Annotated in this window: 15 protein-coding genes and 1 pseudogene; 15 read left to right on the top strand and 1 reads right to left on the bottom strand. The window is 66.3% G+C overall.

Annotation, left to right across the window (positions count from 1 at the left end):
- The first annotated feature begins 23 nt into the window (after nucleotides 1-23).
- From dapA to dapF, 14 genes are all read left to right on the top strand, one after another.
- On the top strand, nucleotides 24-1,001 hold the full coding sequence (dapA, locus tag ACCO44_RS13970; protein WP_029263611.1) for a 4-hydroxy-tetrahydrodipicolinate synthase: 978 nt from the start codon (nucleotides 24-26) through the stop codon (nucleotides 999-1,001).
- A gap of 53 nt (nucleotides 1,002-1,054) precedes the next feature.
- Nucleotides 1,055-2,731, top strand: a complete 1,677-nt coding sequence (locus tag ACCO44_RS13965) for a ribonuclease J (protein ID WP_105709794.1) — start codon at nucleotides 1,055-1,057, stop codon at nucleotides 2,729-2,731.
- A 64-nt stretch (nucleotides 2,732-2,795) separates the two neighbouring features.
- Complete coding sequence (locus ACCO44_RS13960) at nucleotides 2,796-3,290, top strand: N-acetyltransferase family protein (protein ID WP_372466992.1); 495 nt, start codon at nucleotides 2,796-2,798, stop codon at nucleotides 3,288-3,290.
- A gap of 73 nt (nucleotides 3,291-3,363) precedes the next feature.
- Nucleotides 3,364-6,075: a DNA translocase FtsK gene (locus ACCO44_RS13955; protein WP_372466990.1), complete on the top strand. Its 2,712-nt coding sequence runs from the start codon at nucleotides 3,364-3,366 to the stop codon at nucleotides 6,073-6,075.
- On the top strand, nucleotides 6,075-6,653 hold the full coding sequence (gene pgsA, locus ACCO44_RS13950) for a CDP-diacylglycerol--glycerol-3-phosphate 3-phosphatidyltransferase (RefSeq protein ID WP_105709797.1): 579 nt from the start codon (nucleotides 6,075-6,077) through the stop codon (nucleotides 6,651-6,653). The genes ACCO44_RS13955 and pgsA overlap by 1 nt, the downstream gene beginning before the upstream one ends.
- Complete coding sequence (locus tag ACCO44_RS13945) at nucleotides 6,650-7,138, top strand: CinA family protein (RefSeq protein WP_372466989.1); 489 nt, start codon at nucleotides 6,650-6,652, stop codon at nucleotides 7,136-7,138. The genes pgsA and ACCO44_RS13945 overlap by 4 nt, the downstream gene beginning before the upstream one ends.
- Nucleotides 7,139-7,279: 141 nt before the next feature.
- Nucleotides 7,280-7,588, top strand: coding sequence for a helix-turn-helix domain-containing protein (locus ACCO44_RS13940; protein WP_026049981.1), 309 nt, complete (start codon nucleotides 7,280-7,282; stop codon nucleotides 7,586-7,588).
- Nucleotides 7,589-7,608: 20 nt separating this feature from the next.
- Nucleotides 7,609-7,833 (top strand): DUF3046 domain-containing protein, encoded by a 225-nt coding sequence (locus ACCO44_RS13935; RefSeq protein ID WP_081859941.1) that lies wholly within the window; start codon nucleotides 7,609-7,611, stop codon nucleotides 7,831-7,833.
- Between the two features lie 267 nt (nucleotides 7,834-8,100).
- Nucleotides 8,101-9,150, top strand: coding sequence for a recombinase RecA (recA, locus tag ACCO44_RS13930; RefSeq protein WP_029263605.1), 1,050 nt, complete (start codon nucleotides 8,101-8,103; stop codon nucleotides 9,148-9,150).
- 461 nt (nucleotides 9,151-9,611) lie between these two features.
- Nucleotides 9,612-10,007, top strand: a complete 396-nt coding sequence (locus tag ACCO44_RS13925) for a regulatory protein RecX (protein ID WP_372466988.1) — start codon at nucleotides 9,612-9,614, stop codon at nucleotides 10,005-10,007.
- A 49-nt stretch (nucleotides 10,008-10,056) separates the two neighbouring features.
- Entirely contained in the window at nucleotides 10,057-11,604 is a 1,548-nt protein-coding gene (gene miaB, locus ACCO44_RS13920; protein ID WP_372466987.1) for a tRNA (N6-isopentenyl adenosine(37)-C2)-methylthiotransferase MiaB, read from the top strand.
- The gene (miaA, locus tag ACCO44_RS13915; RefSeq protein ID WP_372466985.1) at nucleotides 11,601-12,512 is read left to right on the top strand and encodes a tRNA (adenosine(37)-N6)-dimethylallyltransferase MiaA; all 912 of its coding nucleotides are present in this window, start codon (nucleotides 11,601-11,603) and stop codon (nucleotides 12,510-12,512) included. The genes miaB and miaA overlap by 4 nt, the downstream gene beginning before the upstream one ends.
- A gap of 56 nt (nucleotides 12,513-12,568) precedes the next feature.
- Entirely contained in the window at nucleotides 12,569-13,108 is a 540-nt protein-coding gene (locus ACCO44_RS13910) for a dihydrofolate reductase family protein (protein ID WP_105709802.1), read from the top strand.
- A 72-nt stretch (nucleotides 13,109-13,180) separates the two neighbouring features.
- On the top strand, nucleotides 13,181-14,053 hold the full coding sequence (gene dapF / locus ACCO44_RS13905; RefSeq protein ID WP_372466984.1) for a diaminopimelate epimerase: 873 nt from the start codon (nucleotides 13,181-13,183) through the stop codon (nucleotides 14,051-14,053).
- 54 nt (nucleotides 14,054-14,107) lie between these two features.
- Here dapF and ACCO44_RS13900 read toward each other — a convergent pair whose 3' ends face one another.
- Nucleotides 14,108-14,755 carry a class I SAM-dependent methyltransferase gene (locus ACCO44_RS13900; RefSeq protein ID WP_029263599.1) on the bottom strand — a complete coding sequence of 216 codons (648 nt, stop codon included), beginning with the start codon at nucleotides 14,753-14,755 and terminating at the stop codon, nucleotides 14,108-14,110.
- Nucleotides 14,756-15,050: 295 nt separating this feature from the next.
- Here ACCO44_RS13900 and hflX point away from each other — a divergent pair.
- Nucleotides 15,051-16,337, top strand: a pseudogene (gene hflX / locus ACCO44_RS13895) (GTPase HflX); the annotation flags it as partial.
- Between the last annotated feature and the right edge of the window lie 5 nt (nucleotides 16,338-16,342).

Here is a 16,342-nt window from a genome sequence, read left to right as displayed (position 1 = left end):
ACCCGAACCGATACGCTGGGTCTATGACGCACTCGGGCAACCCTTTCGGACAGGTTCTCGTCGCGCTCGTCACTCCGATGACGGCCGACGGCGAAGTCGATTGGCCCGCCGTCGAGAAGCACATCGATGACGTGATCACCGCGGGAGCGGACGGCATCGTCGTGACGGGAACGACCGGCGAGACCTCGACCCTGACGGACCCCGAGAAGCTCAAGCTCGTCGAGGTAGGCAAGTCCGTCTCGGCAGGTCGCGCCAAGATCATCACGGGCGGTGGATCCAACGAGACCGCGCACGCCATCGAGCTCTACAAGGCCAGCGAGAAGGCCGGCGCCGACGGCATCATGATCGTCACGCCGTACTACAACAAGCCGACGCAGGCCGGCATCCTCACGCACTTCCGTCTGGTCGCCGACGCGACCGACCTCCCGGTGATCCTCTACGACATCCCGGGCCGTACCGGAGTGCCGATCAAGTACGAGACGATCCTGCGCCTCGCGAAGCACCCGAACATTCTCGCGGTGAAGGACGCCAAGGGCGACTTCTCCGAGGTGAGCCGCGTGCTCAACCAGACCGACCTGATGTACTTTTCCGGCGACGATGCGAACGTGCTGCCGCACCTCGCGATCGGCGCCACCGGGCTCATCGGCGTGACGGCGAACGTCGCGGCGGCGCCGTACCGGACGATCATCGACGCCGTGAACGCGGGCGACCTGGCGACGGCGACAGCCGAGCACAAGCGGCTCGAGCCGCTCGTGCGCGCTGTCATGACGCACGTCCCAGGAACCGTCGCCGCCAAGTACATCCTGCACGGGCTCGGACGTATCTCGAGCCCGCGCGTGCGGCTGCCCCTGGTCGGTCCCGAGGAATGGGAGGCCGCGCTCATCGAGGATGAGCTCGACCTCGTCAAGAACGTTCCCGGAGCCGACTTCTCGAACTTCCGCCCCGACCGCAATGCGGCTGCGGGTGGTGCCCTGCCGAAGGTGCACGGCACGACGCGTTGAGTCGCGTCCCCACGAACGAACGGACGCGCGGAGTGTCCGACTGAGGAGACAGCATGTCCATTCCCCTGGTAGAACCGGCCCCTCTCGCTGAAGGGACGTTGCGGGTCATCCCGATCGGTGGTCTCGGCGAGATCGGTCGCAACATGACGGCCTTCGAGTACGACGGCAAGATCCTGATCGTCGACTGCGGCGTGCTCTTCCCTGAGGAGCACCAGCCGGGCGTCGACCTGATCCTGCCCGACTTCGAGCCGATCCGCGATCGCCTCGACGACATCGTCGGTGTCGTACTGACTCACGGCCACGAGGACCACATCGGCGCCGTTCCGTATCTGCTGCGTCTGAAGAGCGACATCCCGCTGATCGGTTCGGGCCTCACGCTCGCGCTGGTCGAAGCGAAGCTCAAGGAGCATCGCATCAAGGCCTTCACCCTCACCGTGAAGGAGGGCGAGCAGGAACGTGTCGGACCCTTCGATCTCGAGTTCGTCGCAGTCAACCACTCGATCCCTGACGCGCTGGCCGTCGCCATCCGGACGCCGGCCGGCATGGTGCTCGCCACCGGTGACTTCAAGATGGATCAGCTGCCGCTCGACGGCCGCATCACCGACCTGCGTGCGTTCGCCCGCCTCGGCGAGGAGGGCGTCGACCTGTTCCTCGTGGACTCGACGAATGCCGACGTCCCCGGCTTCACTCCCACCGAGCGCTCCATCGGCCCGGTTCTCGACCAGGTCATCGCCAAGGCGCCGCGCCGCGTCATCGTCGCGAGCTTCTCCAGCCACGTCCACCGCGTGCAGCAGGTCATCGACGCGGCGTACGCCAACGGACGCCGCGTCGCCTTCCTCGGCCGCAGCATGGTGCGGAACATGACCATCGCCGAGCAGCTCGGCTACCTGAAGGTGCCGGACGGGGTCCTCATCGACTTCAAGAAGGCGCGCGACCTCCCGGACGAGCAGATCGTCTACATGTCGACCGGGTCGCAGGGTGAGCCGATGGCGGTGTTGAGCCGCATGGCGAACATGGACCACGCGATCGAGATCAGCGAGGGCGACACCGTCATCCTCGCCTCCAGCCTCATCCCGGGCAACGAGAACGCCGTCTACCGCGTGATCGACGGGCTGACCAAGCTCGGCGCCAACGTCGTGCACAAGGCCAACGCGAAGGTTCACGTCTCCGGGCATGCCGCCGCCGGCGAGCTGATCTACTGCTACAACATCCTGAAGCCCAAGAACGTCCTTCCGGTGCACGGCGAGTACCGCCATCTCATCGCGAACGCCAAGCTCGCGCAGGACACCGGCGTCCCGGAGTCGAATACGATCATCGCCTCGAACGGCACCGTGATCGATCTCAAGGACGGCGTGGCGAGCGTCGTCGGCCAGCTGGATCTCGGATTCGTCTACGTGGACGGCTCTTCGGTCGGAGCGATCACCGATGCCGACCTCAAGGATCGACGCATCCTCGCCGAGGAGGGCTTCATCTCGGTGATCGTCGTCGTGGATGCCGCGACCGGCCGCATCATCTCCGGTCCTGAGATCCACGCGCGTGGTGTGGCCGAAGATGACTCCGTGTTCGATGACGTCGCGCCGAAGATCGTCGCGGCGCTCAAGGAGGCGGCCGGCAACGGGGTGCGCGACACCCACTCGCTGTCTCAGGTCGTGCGACGCACGATCGGGCGCTGGGTCAACCAGCGACTCCGCCGTCGTCCGATGATCGTCCCGCTCGTCATCGAGGCGTGACGGTCGCTCGGTATTCACGGTCGGCCGTCATCCCGGCGTAACACCCCGGTTCTATGCTCGCGGCATGGACAGCGGCTTTGCCCTTCGCAGGGCGGCGCAGACTGATGCGATGTTCCTCGGCGACATGCTCGTCGAGGCGGCGAGCTGGCGCGCCGGGGGAGTGCGTCCGCGGCATGAGGTGTTGAACTCTGCCGACCATCGGCGCTATCTCGCGGGGTGGAAGCGCATGGCCGATGACGGGCTGGTGGCCACCGGTGCACACGAGGTGCCCGTGGGTGCGGCCTGGTATCGCGTGCTCCCGCAGAATGCGCCGGGGTTCGGCTTCGTCGGCGTCGCCGTTCCGGAGCTGATCATCGGCGTGCATCCGCTCTGGCGTGCACGCGGTGTCGGACGCGCTCTCCTGCGCGGTGTCATCGAGCTCGCCGGTACGCAGGGGCATGCGCGGATCAGCCTGAGCGTCGAACGCGACAACTTCGCCCGCAATCTGTATCGCGCCGAGGGGTTCGCCCTCGTGGCGGAAGGAGAGTCGCGCGAAACCATGGCGCGTCGGACCCGGTAGTCGGCGTCGCGAGGATCGGTGGAATGCCGCGTCATTACGCGGAGATGTCGGCCGTTGGTCGTAACGTGAGAGCATGGCCAGGAGCACCACGAAGACAGAGCGCGCGTCGACAAGCGCGCCGTCGCGCCCCAAGCGGCAGACGGCTACCAAGGCCCAGCCCGCTCCCAAGAAGTACATCGACGAGGCAGACAAGCCTCCGGTTGCAGTCCAGGCCTGGATCGGACTTGCCCACGGCGTCGGCGGGCTCTTCCGCGCCTTCGGGCCTGAGGCGCTGGAGAAGGACGACCGCCGCGACGGCTTCCCGTTCCTCCTCGTGCTGCTCGCGGCTCTCGGCGCCGTGAACGAGTGGGTCTTCATCGGCAACGAAGCGGCCGAGAACATCAGTGCCTACTCGGTGGGGCTGCTCGTCGGCAGAGTGGCGTTCATCATGCCACTGCTTCTGCTGGTGCTGGCCGGTTGGCTGTTCCGTCACCCCGCGTCGGTTCACGACAACGGACGCATCGGCTTCGGTTTCGGCCTGTTCGTGATCTCCCTGGCAGGTTTTTGCCATGTCGCCGGTGGACAACCACAGCCCCAGCCGAACATCACGGCGTTGAACACGGGGGGCGGGTTGCTCGGGTGGTTGGTAGGGCAGCCGCTGACTTACCTCACGAATATCCCTGCGTACGTCGTGCTCGCGTTGCTGGCCGCACTCAGCATCCTGATCCTCACCAAGACGCCGCCGAACCGCATCGGTTCCCGTCTCGGTGATCTCTACGCCTGGATGTTCGACGCCGAGCGTCCGGAGAAGCCCGCCAAGGACGCGGCGGCGATCGACGACGCCGACAAGGTCGACGACCCCGATGTGCTGCCCTGGTGGCGTCGCAACAAGACCGGCCGTGAAGAGGACCCTGACGAGGGCACCCTCGGCTCGGATGACATCACCGCATTGCTCACGACCTCCGATCCGACTCCGGCCTACGACCAGGCGGTCGTCGTCGAGAATCCCTACGACGCCGCGACCGAGGTGCTATCCGACGTCAGGTCGGTCGCCGATTCGCTTGCCGAGCAGCAGACGACGGCGCTTCTCGATGACTCCTCCGACACCGGCGAGGTGCCGGAGCTTCCGGGGCTCGACGGGTTCGGTACTGAGGGCCCGGGCGACCGCGGACCTCAGGCCCCCGTCACGCCGTACATCCTGCCCTCTCCGGGCCTCCTCGTCGAAGGCCCGCCGCCGGTTCTTCGTTCCGAGGCCACCGACAAGGTGATCGAGCAGATCACCAGCGTGCTGACGCAGTTCAAGGTCGACGCGAAGGTCACCGGCTTCTCGCGCGGGCCGACGGTCACGCAGTACGAGGTCGAGGTCGGTCACGGCGTCAAGGTCGAGAAGATCCTGCAGCTGAGCAACAACTTCGCCTACGCCGTGGCGTCGAACGACGTCCGCATCCTCTCGCCGATCCCCGGCAAGAGCGCGATCGGCATCGAGATCCCGAACGCCGACAAGGAGATGGTCGCGCTCGGCGACGTCCTCCGGTCGCCGGCCGCGCAGAAGAGCACGCACCCGATGACCATCGGCGTCGGCAAAGACGTCGGTGGCAACATCGTCATCGCGAACCTCGCGAAGATGCCGCACCTCCTGGTGGCCGGTTCCACCGGTTCCGGTAAGTCGAGCTTCGTGAACTCCATGATCACGAGCCTGCTGATGCGCGCTCGCCCCGCTGACGTGCGTATGGTCCTGATCGACCCGAAACGCGTCGAGCTCACCAGCTACGCCGGCGTCCCGCACCTCATCACGCCCATCATCACGAACCCGAAGAAGGCGGCCGAGGCGCTGCAGTGGGTCGTGAAGGAGATGGACATGCGGTACGACGACCTCGCGTCGTTCGGCTTCCGTCACATCGATGACTTCAACCGCGCCGTGCGCGCCGGCGAAGTCGAACTCCCTGTGGGCAGCGAGCGAGTTCTCAAGCCGTACCCGTACCTCCTCGTCGTGGTCGACGAGCTGGCCGACCTGATGATGGTCGCGCCTCGTGACGTGGAGGACTCGATCGTCCGCATCACGCAGCTCGCGCGAGCTTCGGGTATCCACCTGGTCCTCGCCACGCAGCGCCCCAGCGTCGACGTGGTCACCGGTCTCATCAAGGCCAACGTGCCGTCCCGTCTCGCCTTCGCTGTCACGAGCGTCACCGACAGCCGCGTCATCCTGGACAGCCCCGGGGCCGACAAGCTGATCGGGCAGGGCGACGCGCTGTTCTCGCCGATGGGATCGTCGAAGCCGTTCCGTCTGCAGGGTGCGTGGGTCGATGAGAAGGAGATCGACGCCGTCGTCAAGCACGTCACCCGTCAGGCTCGGCCGGACTACCGACCCGATGTGCAGGAGGCGATGGAGCCGACGAAGAAGAAGGAAGTCGACGAAGACATCGGCGATGACCTGGAGCTTCTGCTCGCCGCAGCCGAGCTCATCGTCTCATCGCAGTTCGGCTCCACATCGATGCTCCAGCGCAAGCTGCGTGTCGGCTTCGCCAAGGCGGGTCGCCTGATGGACCTTCTGGAGTCCCGTGAGATCGTCGGACCCTCCGAGGGGTCGAAGGCCCGCGACGTGCTGGCCACGGCCGAGCAGCTCCCACAGGTGATGGCGAAGCTGCGCGGAGACGATGCTCCGGCGGCCTCCCCGGCTCCGGCAGCCCCTCCGGTTCCGCCGATGCCTCAGCCGCATGATCCGATCGCCGCCCAGTATGAAGGACTCCCCGAGGTGGAGGCCGACGGCGGCGACGAAGACGCCTGGGGCCTGACGGGGCGCGACTGATGACGATTCCTCGGCAGCTGCCCAACGCCATCACCGTCGCGCGCATCCCGCTGGCGGTCATCTTCTTCGTCCTGCTGCTGTTCGGTGGCACCTACGGACTCCCCGAGCCCGGCCTCCGCTGGGCGGCCGCCATCATCTTCATCGTCGGGATCTCCACCGACTGGGTCGACGGTTACCTCGCACGCAAGTACGACATCGTCAGTGACTTCGGCAAACTCTGGGACCCGATCGCCGACAAGATGCTCACCGGAGCGGGCTTCATCGGCCTCGCCATCCTCGGTGAGGTCAGCTGGTGGATCGTCGCGATCATCCTCATCCGTGAGTGGGGGATCACGATCCACCGTCTCATGGTCGCGAGCGAGCATGTGGTCGCGGCTGCCTGGATGGGCAAGATCAAGACGGCGTTCCAGGGGGTCGCACTCGGGTGGGCGTTGCTTCCCCTACACGTCCTCATCGGCCTCGATGCCTGGACGCTGATCACCTTCATCCTGATGGTCATTGTCCTCGTGCTCACGGTGGCGAGCGGGATCGACTACATCGTCGCGCAGGCACGCGGATCGCGCCAGAAGCAGGCATGAGCGACGCGGGCGCCGCCGCACTGCTGTCGGCTCTGACACGCCGCGGTTGGACTCTGGGCGTCGCCGAGTCGCTCACGGGCGGCGCGCTGTGCGCCGAGATCGTGTCGGTTCCGGGGGCTTCCGCGGTCTTGCTCGGTGGTGTGGTGGCCTATGCGACCCCGGTCAAGGCGACGGTCCTCGGTGTGGATGCCGAGCTCCTCGCTACTCACGGGCCGGTCCACCCGCAGGTCGCCTTGCAGATGGCAGACGGCGTGCGCCGCGTCGTGAACGTAGACGGAGTCCCGGCTGACGTCGGGGTCTCGACGACCGGCATCGCCGGCCCGGATTCCCCCGACGGCCAGCCGGTGGGAACGGTGCACGTCGGGATCGTGACGCCCGACGGCTCGTCGACGAAGGCGCTGCACCTGCAGGGTGACCGTGATTCGATCCGCGCTCTGACGGTGGTGGCGGCTCTCCAAACGTTGCTCGAGTTCGTCCAGGAATAGTGACGGTCCGATGTCGGTTATTACCGATGTGCTCACATTCAAACCACAGAGTGCAGGGGTAGATTTCGGGCAGGTCAGGAGTACTAGACTGGCTGTCTCATCGGGGGAGACCTCGAACGATCACATGGGGAGGAGGTTCCGATGATTCTTGTACGACAGGAAATCGGCGATGTGCTGAGGGACTTCCGCCTGCAGAAGGGGCGCACGCTCCGGCAGGTCGCAAGCAAAGCGTCGGTGGCGCTCGGCTACCTCAGTGAGGTCGAGCGGGGCCAGAAGGAGGCGTCGAGCGAGATCCTCGCATCCGTCGCCGATGCTCTCGACGTGCCCATCTCGACGATCATGCGTGAGGTCGGGGACCGCATCTCTGTACTCGAGGGCATTCAGGTCTTCCCGGATGTCGTTCCGGACGACCTCGTCGCGTCGGTCGAGCCTCAGCTCTCGCTGCACTGAGCTTCGCATGCGGGTGAGCGATGCGTCGTAGCGAGTTCCTTCGCGCCGTCGACACCGAGTTCCAGGCGCGAGCCTCGTCATTGGTGAACGACCTCGGGCTTTCAGCCTTGCGTGGCCGTACGGCGCTCGAAGCTCTGGAGGACGGCACGCCGCCGCGGGAGATCTGGTTGGCGCTCTGCGCAGAGATGGATGTTCCGGAGAACCGTCGGCACGGCGTCGGACGGCAGGAGCCGCGAGGGCGTTGAACCCTGGAGGGTGTCCGCAGGTTACGGGACACGGCCTGCGATGATCGGCGTGTCGTCGAAGATCTGTTCGAAGCGGGCGTAGTCTTCTGCACAAGTGGTTCAGGGAATCTGTTCTCCACGGTATGCGAGCTCTCGGCGTCGATGTCGGTGGCCTCTCCTACGGTGGAAACAAGCCGAAGAGCCATTACGCCTTGTCGGAGAGTTCCTCCCAACCGGGAGAGCCGCGACAGCCTACAGGCGGCACCACGCGCGCAGAAGGAGCAGACCATGCCATCACCCGCCGACCGCGAGAAGTCCCTCGAGACCGCACTCGCCCAGATCGATCGTCAGTTCGGAAAGGGCTCGGTCATGCGGCTGGGTAGTGATGAGCGCGCCCCCGTGGCCGTCATCCCCACCGGCTCCATCGCCCTCGACGTCGCCCTTGGCGTCGGAGGTCTCCCGCGTGGCCGCATCGTCGAGATCTACGGACCTGAGTCCTCGGGTAAGACGACGCTGACGCTGCACGCGATCGCGAACGCGCAGCGTGGCGGTGGCATCGCAGCCTTCATCGATGCCGAGCACGCGCTCGACCCCGACTACGCGGCGAAGCTCGGTGTCGATATCGACGCGCTTCTCGTCTCTCAGCCCGACACCGGCGAGCAGGCGCTCGAGATCGCCGACATGCTCGTGCGTTCCGGTGCCATCGACCTCATCGTCATCGACTCCGTCGCGGCGCTCGTGCCTCGTGCGGAGATCGAGGGCGAGATGGGTGACTCGCACGTGGGCCTGCAGGCACGACTCATGTCGCAGGCGCTGCGCAAGCTCACCGGTGGTCTGAGCCAGACGAACACGACCATGATCTTCATCAACCAGCTCCGCGAGAAGATCGGTGTCTTCTTCGGATCACCCGAGACCACCGCCGGTGGTAAGGCGCTGAAGTTCTACGCCTCTGTCCGCATGGACATCCGCCGTATCGAGACGCTGAAGGACGGCACCGACGCGGTAGGAAACCGCACCAGGGTCAAGGTCGTGAAGAACAAGATGGCCCCGCCCTTCAAGCAGGCGGAGTTCGACATCCTCTACGGTGTCGGTATCTCTCGCGAGGGCAGCCTGATCGACTTCGGCGTCGAACACGCCATCGTGAAGAAGTCGGGCTCGTGGTACACCTACGATGGCGACCAGCTGGGTCAGGGCAAGGAGAACGCACGGACTTTCCTGCTCAACAACCCCGACATCGCGCTGGCGATCGAGACGCAGATCAAGCAGAAGCTCGGCATCGGCGGACCAGCCGCCGTGCCTGCTGCAGCAGACGAGCTCGCTGAGCGTCGTCCGGCCTGATGAGTGACACTCGTGGGGGCGATCCCGACCGGATCGCCCCCATCATTCCGCTCTTCGGACGCGCCGTGAAGAAGGCCGAGCCGCTTGCTGTCGCTCCTGGCGGCGATGACCTCTCAGACGACGCTTCCGCGGGCCCCGGTGACGCAGGCCAGTGGCGGTCCACATGGGATGCGCGAGAGCGCACCTCTCGCGCTGAAAGCCGGGCCGAGTTCGGCGCTCCCAGCGACCGTCATCCCGCCCGTGGGGCATCAGCCCGAGCTGGGTCGGAAGCATCGAAGACCGCGCCGAGACTTCACGCGCTCGGGATCCCACCCGTCGCGCAGGGAATTGCTGAGGAGCCGGGAGAGCTCGACGAGATCCGCACGGCGGCCGAGGAGTCCCTCGTGAGAAAGCTACGGACTCGATCTCTCTCGGTCTCCGAAGCGCGTCAGGCGCTGAGGGGGCACGGGCTCGATAACGCTGTGATCGACGACGTGATCGACGACTTCTGCCGTCGTGGCTACCTCGACGATGCCGCTCTTGCCGGTGTTCTGGTGACATCGGGGGTCGAGCGGAAGGGACAGGGGAGGGTCGCTCTGTCGCGCGCACTCGCTCAACGGGGTATTCCTCGCGACGTGATCGACGCTGCACTCGACGAATTGCCGGATGATGACGATGAGCGGGCCCTCGAATTCGCCCGCACCAAGGCACGTTCGTTGGGCCGACTCGACAACGACACCGCCCTTCGGCGTCTGGTGGGGCAGCTCTCTCGCCGTGGCTACAACGGGTCCGTCGCGATGAAGGCGGCCAAGCAGGCACTGCGGGAGACTGGCCCGAGTGCGTCGAGCTCGGGCGTCCGATTCGTCGATTCGGACTGAGCAAGCGACGCAGCAACCGCATCCGCACGGCTCGTAGAATGGTTTGATCATGACTATTCCGCGCAGCGAACCGACGATCATCAGCGCCTCGTCCGCAGCCGTCGACGAAGACGGACGCCAGCGATCGTACGAGGTTCGTACTTTCGGGTGCCAGATGAACGTGCACGACTCCGAACGGCTCTCCGGATCGCTGGAAAGCGCCGGCTACGTCCGTGCACTCGACGGCGCCGAGGCTGACGTGGTGATCATCAACACCTGCGCGGTGCGCGACAACGCCGCCGGAAAGCTCTACGGCACCCTCGGACATCTCGCCTCCGTCAAGCGTCGTAAAGAAGGTATGCAGATCGCGGTCGGCGGCTGCCTGGCCCAGATGGACAAGCAGGCAGTTCTCGACAAGGCGCCCTGGGTGGACGTCGTGTTCGGCACGCACAACATGGGGTCGCTGCCCGGGCTGCTGGAGCGTGCACGTCACAACGGCGATGCGGAGCTGGAGATCCTCGAGTCGCTCGAGGTGTTCCCGTCGACGCTTCCGACGAAGCGCGACTCGGCGCACAGCGGATGGGTGTCGATCTCGGTCGGCTGCAACAACACGTGCACGTTCTGCATCGTCCCGAGTCTGCGTGGCAAGGAGAAGGACCGGCGTCCCGGCGACATCCTCAACGAGATCCGCCTCCTCGTCGAAGACGGCGCCATCGAGGTCACTCTCCTCGGCCAGAACGTGAATTCGTACGGCGTCGAGTTCGGCGACCGACAGGCGTTCGGAAAGCTGCTGCGCGCGGCCGGCGAAATCGAGGGACTGGAGCGCATCCGTTTCACGAGTCCGCACCCTGCGGCGTTCACCGACGACGTGATCGACGCCATGGCCGAGACCCCGAGCGTGATGCCGCAGTTGCACATGCCGCTGCAGTCCGGCAGCGATCGCATCCTCAAAGCGATGCGGCGGTCGTACCGGAGTGAGCGTTTCCTCGGGATCCTCGATCGTGTCCGCGCGCGCATCCCGAATGCCTCGATCACGACCGACATCATCGTCGGTTTCCCGGGGGAGACCGACGAAGACTTCGAAGACACGATGCGCGTCGTCGAGCAATCCCGCTTCTCCGGAGCCTTCACCTTCCAGTACTCGATCCGCGAGGGCACGCCCGCCGCGACGATGGAGGATCAGGTTCCGAAGGAGATCGTCCAGGAACGGTACAACCGCCTGATCGCACTCCAGGAGCGAATCTCGCTGGAGGAGAACCAGAAGCAGGTCGGATGCCAGGTCGAGGTTCTCGTCTCGACGGGCGAAGGCAAGAAAGACGCCGAGACGCACCGGCTGACCGGCCGTGCCGAAGACAATCGTCTGGTGCACTTCGAGGTCACCGCCGGCTCGGACCTCCCGCGGCCCGGCGACATCGTCACGGTCAGCGTCACCCATGCGGCCCCCTTCCACCTGCTTGCCGACGATCCGACCGGAGCGCCGCTGCGCATCCGTAGAACGCGCGGGGGTGACGCCTGGGATCGCTCGCAGGCGGAATCGTGCGCGGTCCCGACTCCGGCGTCCGACGGCGGCCCGCGCGCCGTATCCCTCGGTCTGCCCACCCTTCGCGTCGGAGTGTGAGCGAACCGCGCCTCTGGGCGATAGTCGGAGCCACAGGAACCGGGAAGAGTGACCTCGCGCTCGATCTGGCGGAGGCTCTCCGTGCCCGCGGCAACCCGGCCGAGATCGTGAACGCCGACGCCATGCAGCTCTATCGTGGGATGGACATCGGCACGGCGAAGCTCCCTGTCGCCGACCGACGCGGAATCCCGCATCACCTCTTCGACGTTCGTGAAGTGGATCAGGACGCGGCCGTCGCCTGGTACCAGCCCGTAGCGCGAGAGGCGGTCGGCGCGATCCACCGACGCGGAGGCGATGCGATCCTGGTCGGCGGTTCGGGCCTCTATGTCTCGAGCGTCGTTTACGAGTTCCACTTTCCACCGAGAGACCCCGAGATCCGTGCAGGGCTGGAAGCAGAGCTGGAGTCGCACGGGCTGGACGTTCTCCTCGATCGGCTCCGGTCGGCGGACCCGGCAGCAGCGGCGAAGGTCGACCCGCGCAACAGCCGACGGGTCATCCGCGCCCTCGAGGTGCTCGCGCAGGGGAGCAGTACCCACGGCGCGTCACTGCCGGAGAAGCCCGTGCTGTGGCAGCAGCGCACGAGGCTGATCGGCCTGCACGTCGAACGCTCCCAGCTGGTCTCCCGCCTGGATGATCGCGTCGAGCGGATGTGGGAGGCCGGGATACTGACCGAAGTCGCTGCACTGAGGCAGATGGGCCTCGAGCGGGGTGCCACTGCCTCCAGAGCGATCGGGTACGCGCAGGCGCTGGGCCAGCTCGATGGCACCCTCACTGCGGCGGAAGCCATCGCCGAGACGCAGGCGCTCACACGCCGCTACGCCCGTCGACAGGTGTCGTGGTTCAAGCGGTATCCCGACCTGGAGTGGTGGGATGCTCCGGCGGACGTGGGGGCACTCCTGGCTGAGTGAGCCAGCGCGCCGCGATCGACCGTCGCGATGTCGGAGGCAGGTGCGAGGCTCGGTGCATGGCCACCCACTTCTTCACCGCATCCAGCCTCGACGGATTCATCGCGACAGACGAGCATTCGCTCGACTGGCTGCTGACCCAAGACGTCGACCCCGACGGGCCGATGGGCTACAACGCCTTCGAGAAGAACATCGGCGCGCTGGCGATGGGTTCGTCGACGTACGAGTGGGTGATGCGACACGAAGAAGGACGATGGGGCTACAGTCAGCCCACCTGGGTGTTCACGCACCGCGAGATCTCGCTCCCGGAGGGTGCCGATGTGCGGCTGACGCATGACGACGTGCGCAGCGTGCACGCCGAGATGCTCGCTGCCGTCGCGGGTCAGGACATCTGGATCGTCGGTGGGGGAGATCTCGCGGGTCAGTTCGCGGACGCAGGTCTTCTGGATGAGGTGTGGGTCCAGTACGCGCCGGTGACGCTGGGCTCCGGCGCCCCACTCCTTCCGCGGCGGCTCGACCTGGAGCTTCTCGAGGTCGCGCGAAACCGCAACTTCCTCTGCGGTCGATACTCGGTCGTCTCGGCCGGAGCCGCGAAGTGACTTCGTAGAACGTTCTGCGGAGGAGGTGCCCGGCGTCTTCGCCGTATGGCTGCGCTCTCTAGACTGGGGAGCATGGTCGCATTCACCAAGGGTCACGGCACGGGCAACGACTTCATCATCATCGCCGACCCCGACGGGGCGCTCGATCTGACGGTCGAGCAGGTCGCCGTGCTGTGCGACCGCCACTTCGGAATCGGTGCCGACGGCATCCTCCGCGTCGTGCGCTCGTCGGCGATCGCTGAGGGAGCAGCGGCTCTGGCCGAGGAGCCGGCGGCCGAGTGGTTCATGGACTATCGCAACGCCGACGGATCGATCGCCGAGATGTGCGGCAACGGCATCCGGGTCTTCGCTCACTATCTCGTGCGCGCGGGGCTTGCGACCATTGAACCGGGAGCGACACTGCCGATCGGTACCCGTGCCGGTGTGCGCGACGTGACGCGCAGCGCGACGGGATACCAGGTCGACCTCGGCCGGTGGAAGCTGTCCGGCGACGACCCGCTGGTGCGCGTCGACGGCCTCCCGGTCACGCGTCCCGGTCTCGGAATCGACGTCGGCAACCCTCACGTGATCGTGGCGATCGCCTCCGAACATGAGCTCGCCTTGCTCGAGCTGCACCGTGCGCCGGAACTCGATCCCATTCTGCCGGCCGGCGCGAACGTCGAGTTCGTCGTTCCGGGTGAGCCGTTGGTGCGCGACGGAGTCGGGCACGTCCGCATGCGTGTGTTCGAGCGCGGCGTCGGTGAGACCCTCAGCTGCGGTACCGGTGTGGCTGCCACCGCACTCGCCGTGCGGTACTGGGCGGGGGAGAATGCCCCGAACAATTGGCAGGTCGAGGTGCCGGGAGGAACACTCGGAGTGCGGATGTTCCCGGCAGAAGACGGCGAGCACGTCGCCCTGTCCGGTCCCGCTCAACTCGTCTTCAGCGGAGAGATCGAGCTGCTCTGACCGAAGCCGTACGACGCCGTCGTCGGTCGGCGTGGTCGCTCTGCATCGACGCGGTCAGAGTCCGGACAGCGCGATCGGCTCGGTCGGCGGCGTCCCGTGCTTGCGTACCTTGAGGATGCGATAGCCCTTGCCGGTCGCGGTGCGGAAGACGCTGTATCCCGGCTGGAACGTCGAGCCGATCCAGCGCTGCAGCGAGTCGGCTCCGAGATTGCGCTGCACGACGAGCCAGGCGTCGCTGCGTTCGTCGAGCCGCGGTATCCACCTCTCCAACAGTCCGTGCAGTTCGTTCTTGCCCACGCGGATCGGCGGATTCGAGCGGATGGTGCGGAACGAGACGTGCTCGGGAACATCGTCGGGCAGCGATGCGTTGATATTGGTGAGCCCGAGGGACGCGGCGTTGCGGCGCACGAGATCAAGGGCACGCTCATTCACATCGACGGCCCAGACCGTGGCATGTGGAGCGGCGAGGGCCATCGAGATGCTGACGGGGCCCCAGCCGCTGCCGAGGTCGAGAAGATTGCCTCCCGGGGGAACCGGGGGCATGTTGGCGAGGAGCACTGCGGTGCCGGCATCCAACCGATCCGGGCTGAAGACGCCACCGGCGGTGGTGACTTCCAGCTCTCGGCCTGCGAGTGATACACGGATCCTGCGCAGATTCTCGGGGCTTGCCGGGGCCGCAGTGAAGTAGTGGTCTGACCCCATACGGTGAGCGTACCGGACAGCGCGGGCTAAGGTTAAGGCTCGCTACAAAACCCCCAGAGACAAGGAACGGATGACGGATACCACGACACCCTCCAACGGCGACGACACGGTCGATCGCGTGCTCGCGAACGCAGAGAAGCGCTCCGACGTCCACGTGTTCGGAGCAGCGCAGGCGCTGCAAGACGAGTCGACCGCCGCGCACGCCAGCACGGACGGGGCGCAATGGGATCTCGAAGACCGTCACGCTCTTCGCCGTGTCGGTGGACTCTCGACCGAGCTCGAGGACGTCACCGAGGTCGAGTACCGCCAGCTTCGCCTGGAGAACGTCGTCCTCGTCGGTGTCTACCCGCAGGGTGCGCAGGAGGATGCCGAGAACTCGCTGCGTGAGCTCGCCGCACTGGCCGAGACCGCGGGTGCCGTCGTGCTCGATGGCGTTCTGCAGCGTCGCCCGCACCCGGATGCTGCCACGTATCTCGGGCGCGGCAAGGCGCAGGAGCTCAAGGACATCGTCGCCGCGGTCGGAGCCGACACGGTCATCGCCGACACCGAACTCGCGCCGAGCCAGCGACGCGCGCTCGAGGACGTCGTCAAGGTGAAGGTCATCGACCGCACCACCGTGATCCTCGACATATTCAGCCAGCACGCGAAGAGCAGGGAGGGCAAGGCGCAGGTCGAGCTCGCTCAGCTCGAGTATCTGCTCCCTCGTCTTCGCGGGTGGGGCGACTCCATGAGCCGACAAGCCGGTGGCCAGGTCGGCGCCGGTGGTGCGGGCATGGGGTCCCGTGGTCCCGGTGAGACCAAGATCGAGCTCGATCGGCGGCGGATCCGCACCAAGATGGCGCTCCTGCGTCGGCAGATCCGTGACTTCGGACCGGCTCGTGAAGCGAAGCGTGCGGAGCGCAAACGCAACACCATCCCCTCGGTGGCGATCGCCGGCTACACCAACGCGGGCAAGTCGAGTCTGCTCAATGCGCTCACCAGTGCCGGCGTCCTGGTCGAGAACGCCCTCTTCGCGACGCTGGACGCGACCGTGCGCCGATCTGAGACCGAAGACGGCCGTGTCTACACGCTGACCGACACCGTCGGCTTTGTCCGCAATCTCCCGCATCAGCTCGTCGAGGCTTTCCGTTCGACCCTGGAAGAGGTCGGAGAGGCTGACGTGGTGCTCCACGTCGTCGATGCGTCGCACCCCGACCCGGCCGGTCAGCTGCAGACGGTACGCGATGTCCTCGGCGATGTCGGAGTGCGTGACCTGCCCGAGATCGTCGTCTTCAACAAGGCAGATCTGATCGACGACGACGAACGCCTGGTGCTCCGCGGTCTCCAGCCGCACGCGCACTTCGTGTCGTCACGCTCCGGTGAGGGAATCGCCGAACTCCGTGCCGTCATCGAGGAAGCACTCCCGAAGCCTGCGATCGAGGTTCACGCGGTGATCCCGTATGACCGCGGCGACCTCGTGGCGGCCATCCATGAGACGGGGATGCTCCTCGAAGTGGAGCATCGAGAGGCCGGCACCGCCGTGCACGCGAGGGTGTCCGAGCGCCTCGCGGCAGAACTCGCTCCCTTCACCGTCGTCAACTGACCCGG

Origin of the sequence: Microbacterium maritypicum (assembly GCF_041529975.1) — a bacterium.
Lineage (GTDB): Bacteria > Actinomycetota > Actinomycetes > Actinomycetales > Microbacteriaceae > Microbacterium.
The sequence above is the reverse complement of the archived record's forward strand: the minus strand, read 5'-3'. Positions and strand labels throughout refer to the sequence as shown.

Excerpts from the sequence above, each read along its gene's own strand:
- dapA (WP_029263611.1), top strand. The coding sequence starts at position 24 with ATGACGCACTCGGGCAACCCTTTCGGACAGGTTCTCGTCGCGCTCGTC.
- ACCO44_RS13965 (WP_105709794.1), top strand. The coding sequence starts at position 1,055 with ATGTCCATTCCCCTGGTAGAACCGGCCCCTCTCGCTGAAGGGACGTTG.
- ACCO44_RS13960 (WP_372466992.1), top strand. The coding sequence starts at position 2,796 with ATGGACAGCGGCTTTGCCCTTCGCAGGGCGGCGCAGACTGATGCGATG.
- ACCO44_RS13955 (WP_372466990.1), top strand. The coding sequence starts at position 3,364 with ATGGCCAGGAGCACCACGAAGACAGAGCGCGCGTCGACAAGCGCGCCG.
- pgsA (WP_105709797.1), top strand. The coding sequence starts at position 6,075 with ATGACGATTCCTCGGCAGCTGCCCAACGCCATCACCGTCGCGCGCATC.
- ACCO44_RS13945 (WP_372466989.1), top strand. The coding sequence starts at position 6,650 with ATGAGCGACGCGGGCGCCGCCGCACTGCTGTCGGCTCTGACACGCCGC.
- ACCO44_RS13940 (WP_026049981.1), top strand. The coding sequence starts at position 7,280 with ATGATTCTTGTACGACAGGAAATCGGCGATGTGCTGAGGGACTTCCGC.
- ACCO44_RS13935 (WP_081859941.1), top strand. The coding sequence starts at position 7,609 with ATGCGTCGTAGCGAGTTCCTTCGCGCCGTCGACACCGAGTTCCAGGCG.
- recA (WP_029263605.1), top strand. The coding sequence starts at position 8,101 with ATGCCATCACCCGCCGACCGCGAGAAGTCCCTCGAGACCGCACTCGCC.
- miaB (WP_372466987.1), top strand. The coding sequence starts at position 10,057 with ATGACTATTCCGCGCAGCGAACCGACGATCATCAGCGCCTCGTCCGCA.
- ACCO44_RS13910 (WP_105709802.1), top strand. The coding sequence starts at position 12,569 with ATGGCCACCCACTTCTTCACCGCATCCAGCCTCGACGGATTCATCGCG.
- dapF (WP_372466984.1), top strand. The coding sequence starts at position 13,181 with ATGGTCGCATTCACCAAGGGTCACGGCACGGGCAACGACTTCATCATC.
- ACCO44_RS13900 (WP_029263599.1), bottom strand. The coding sequence starts at position 14,755 with ATGGGGTCAGACCACTACTTCACTGCGGCCCCGGCAAGCCCCGAGAAT.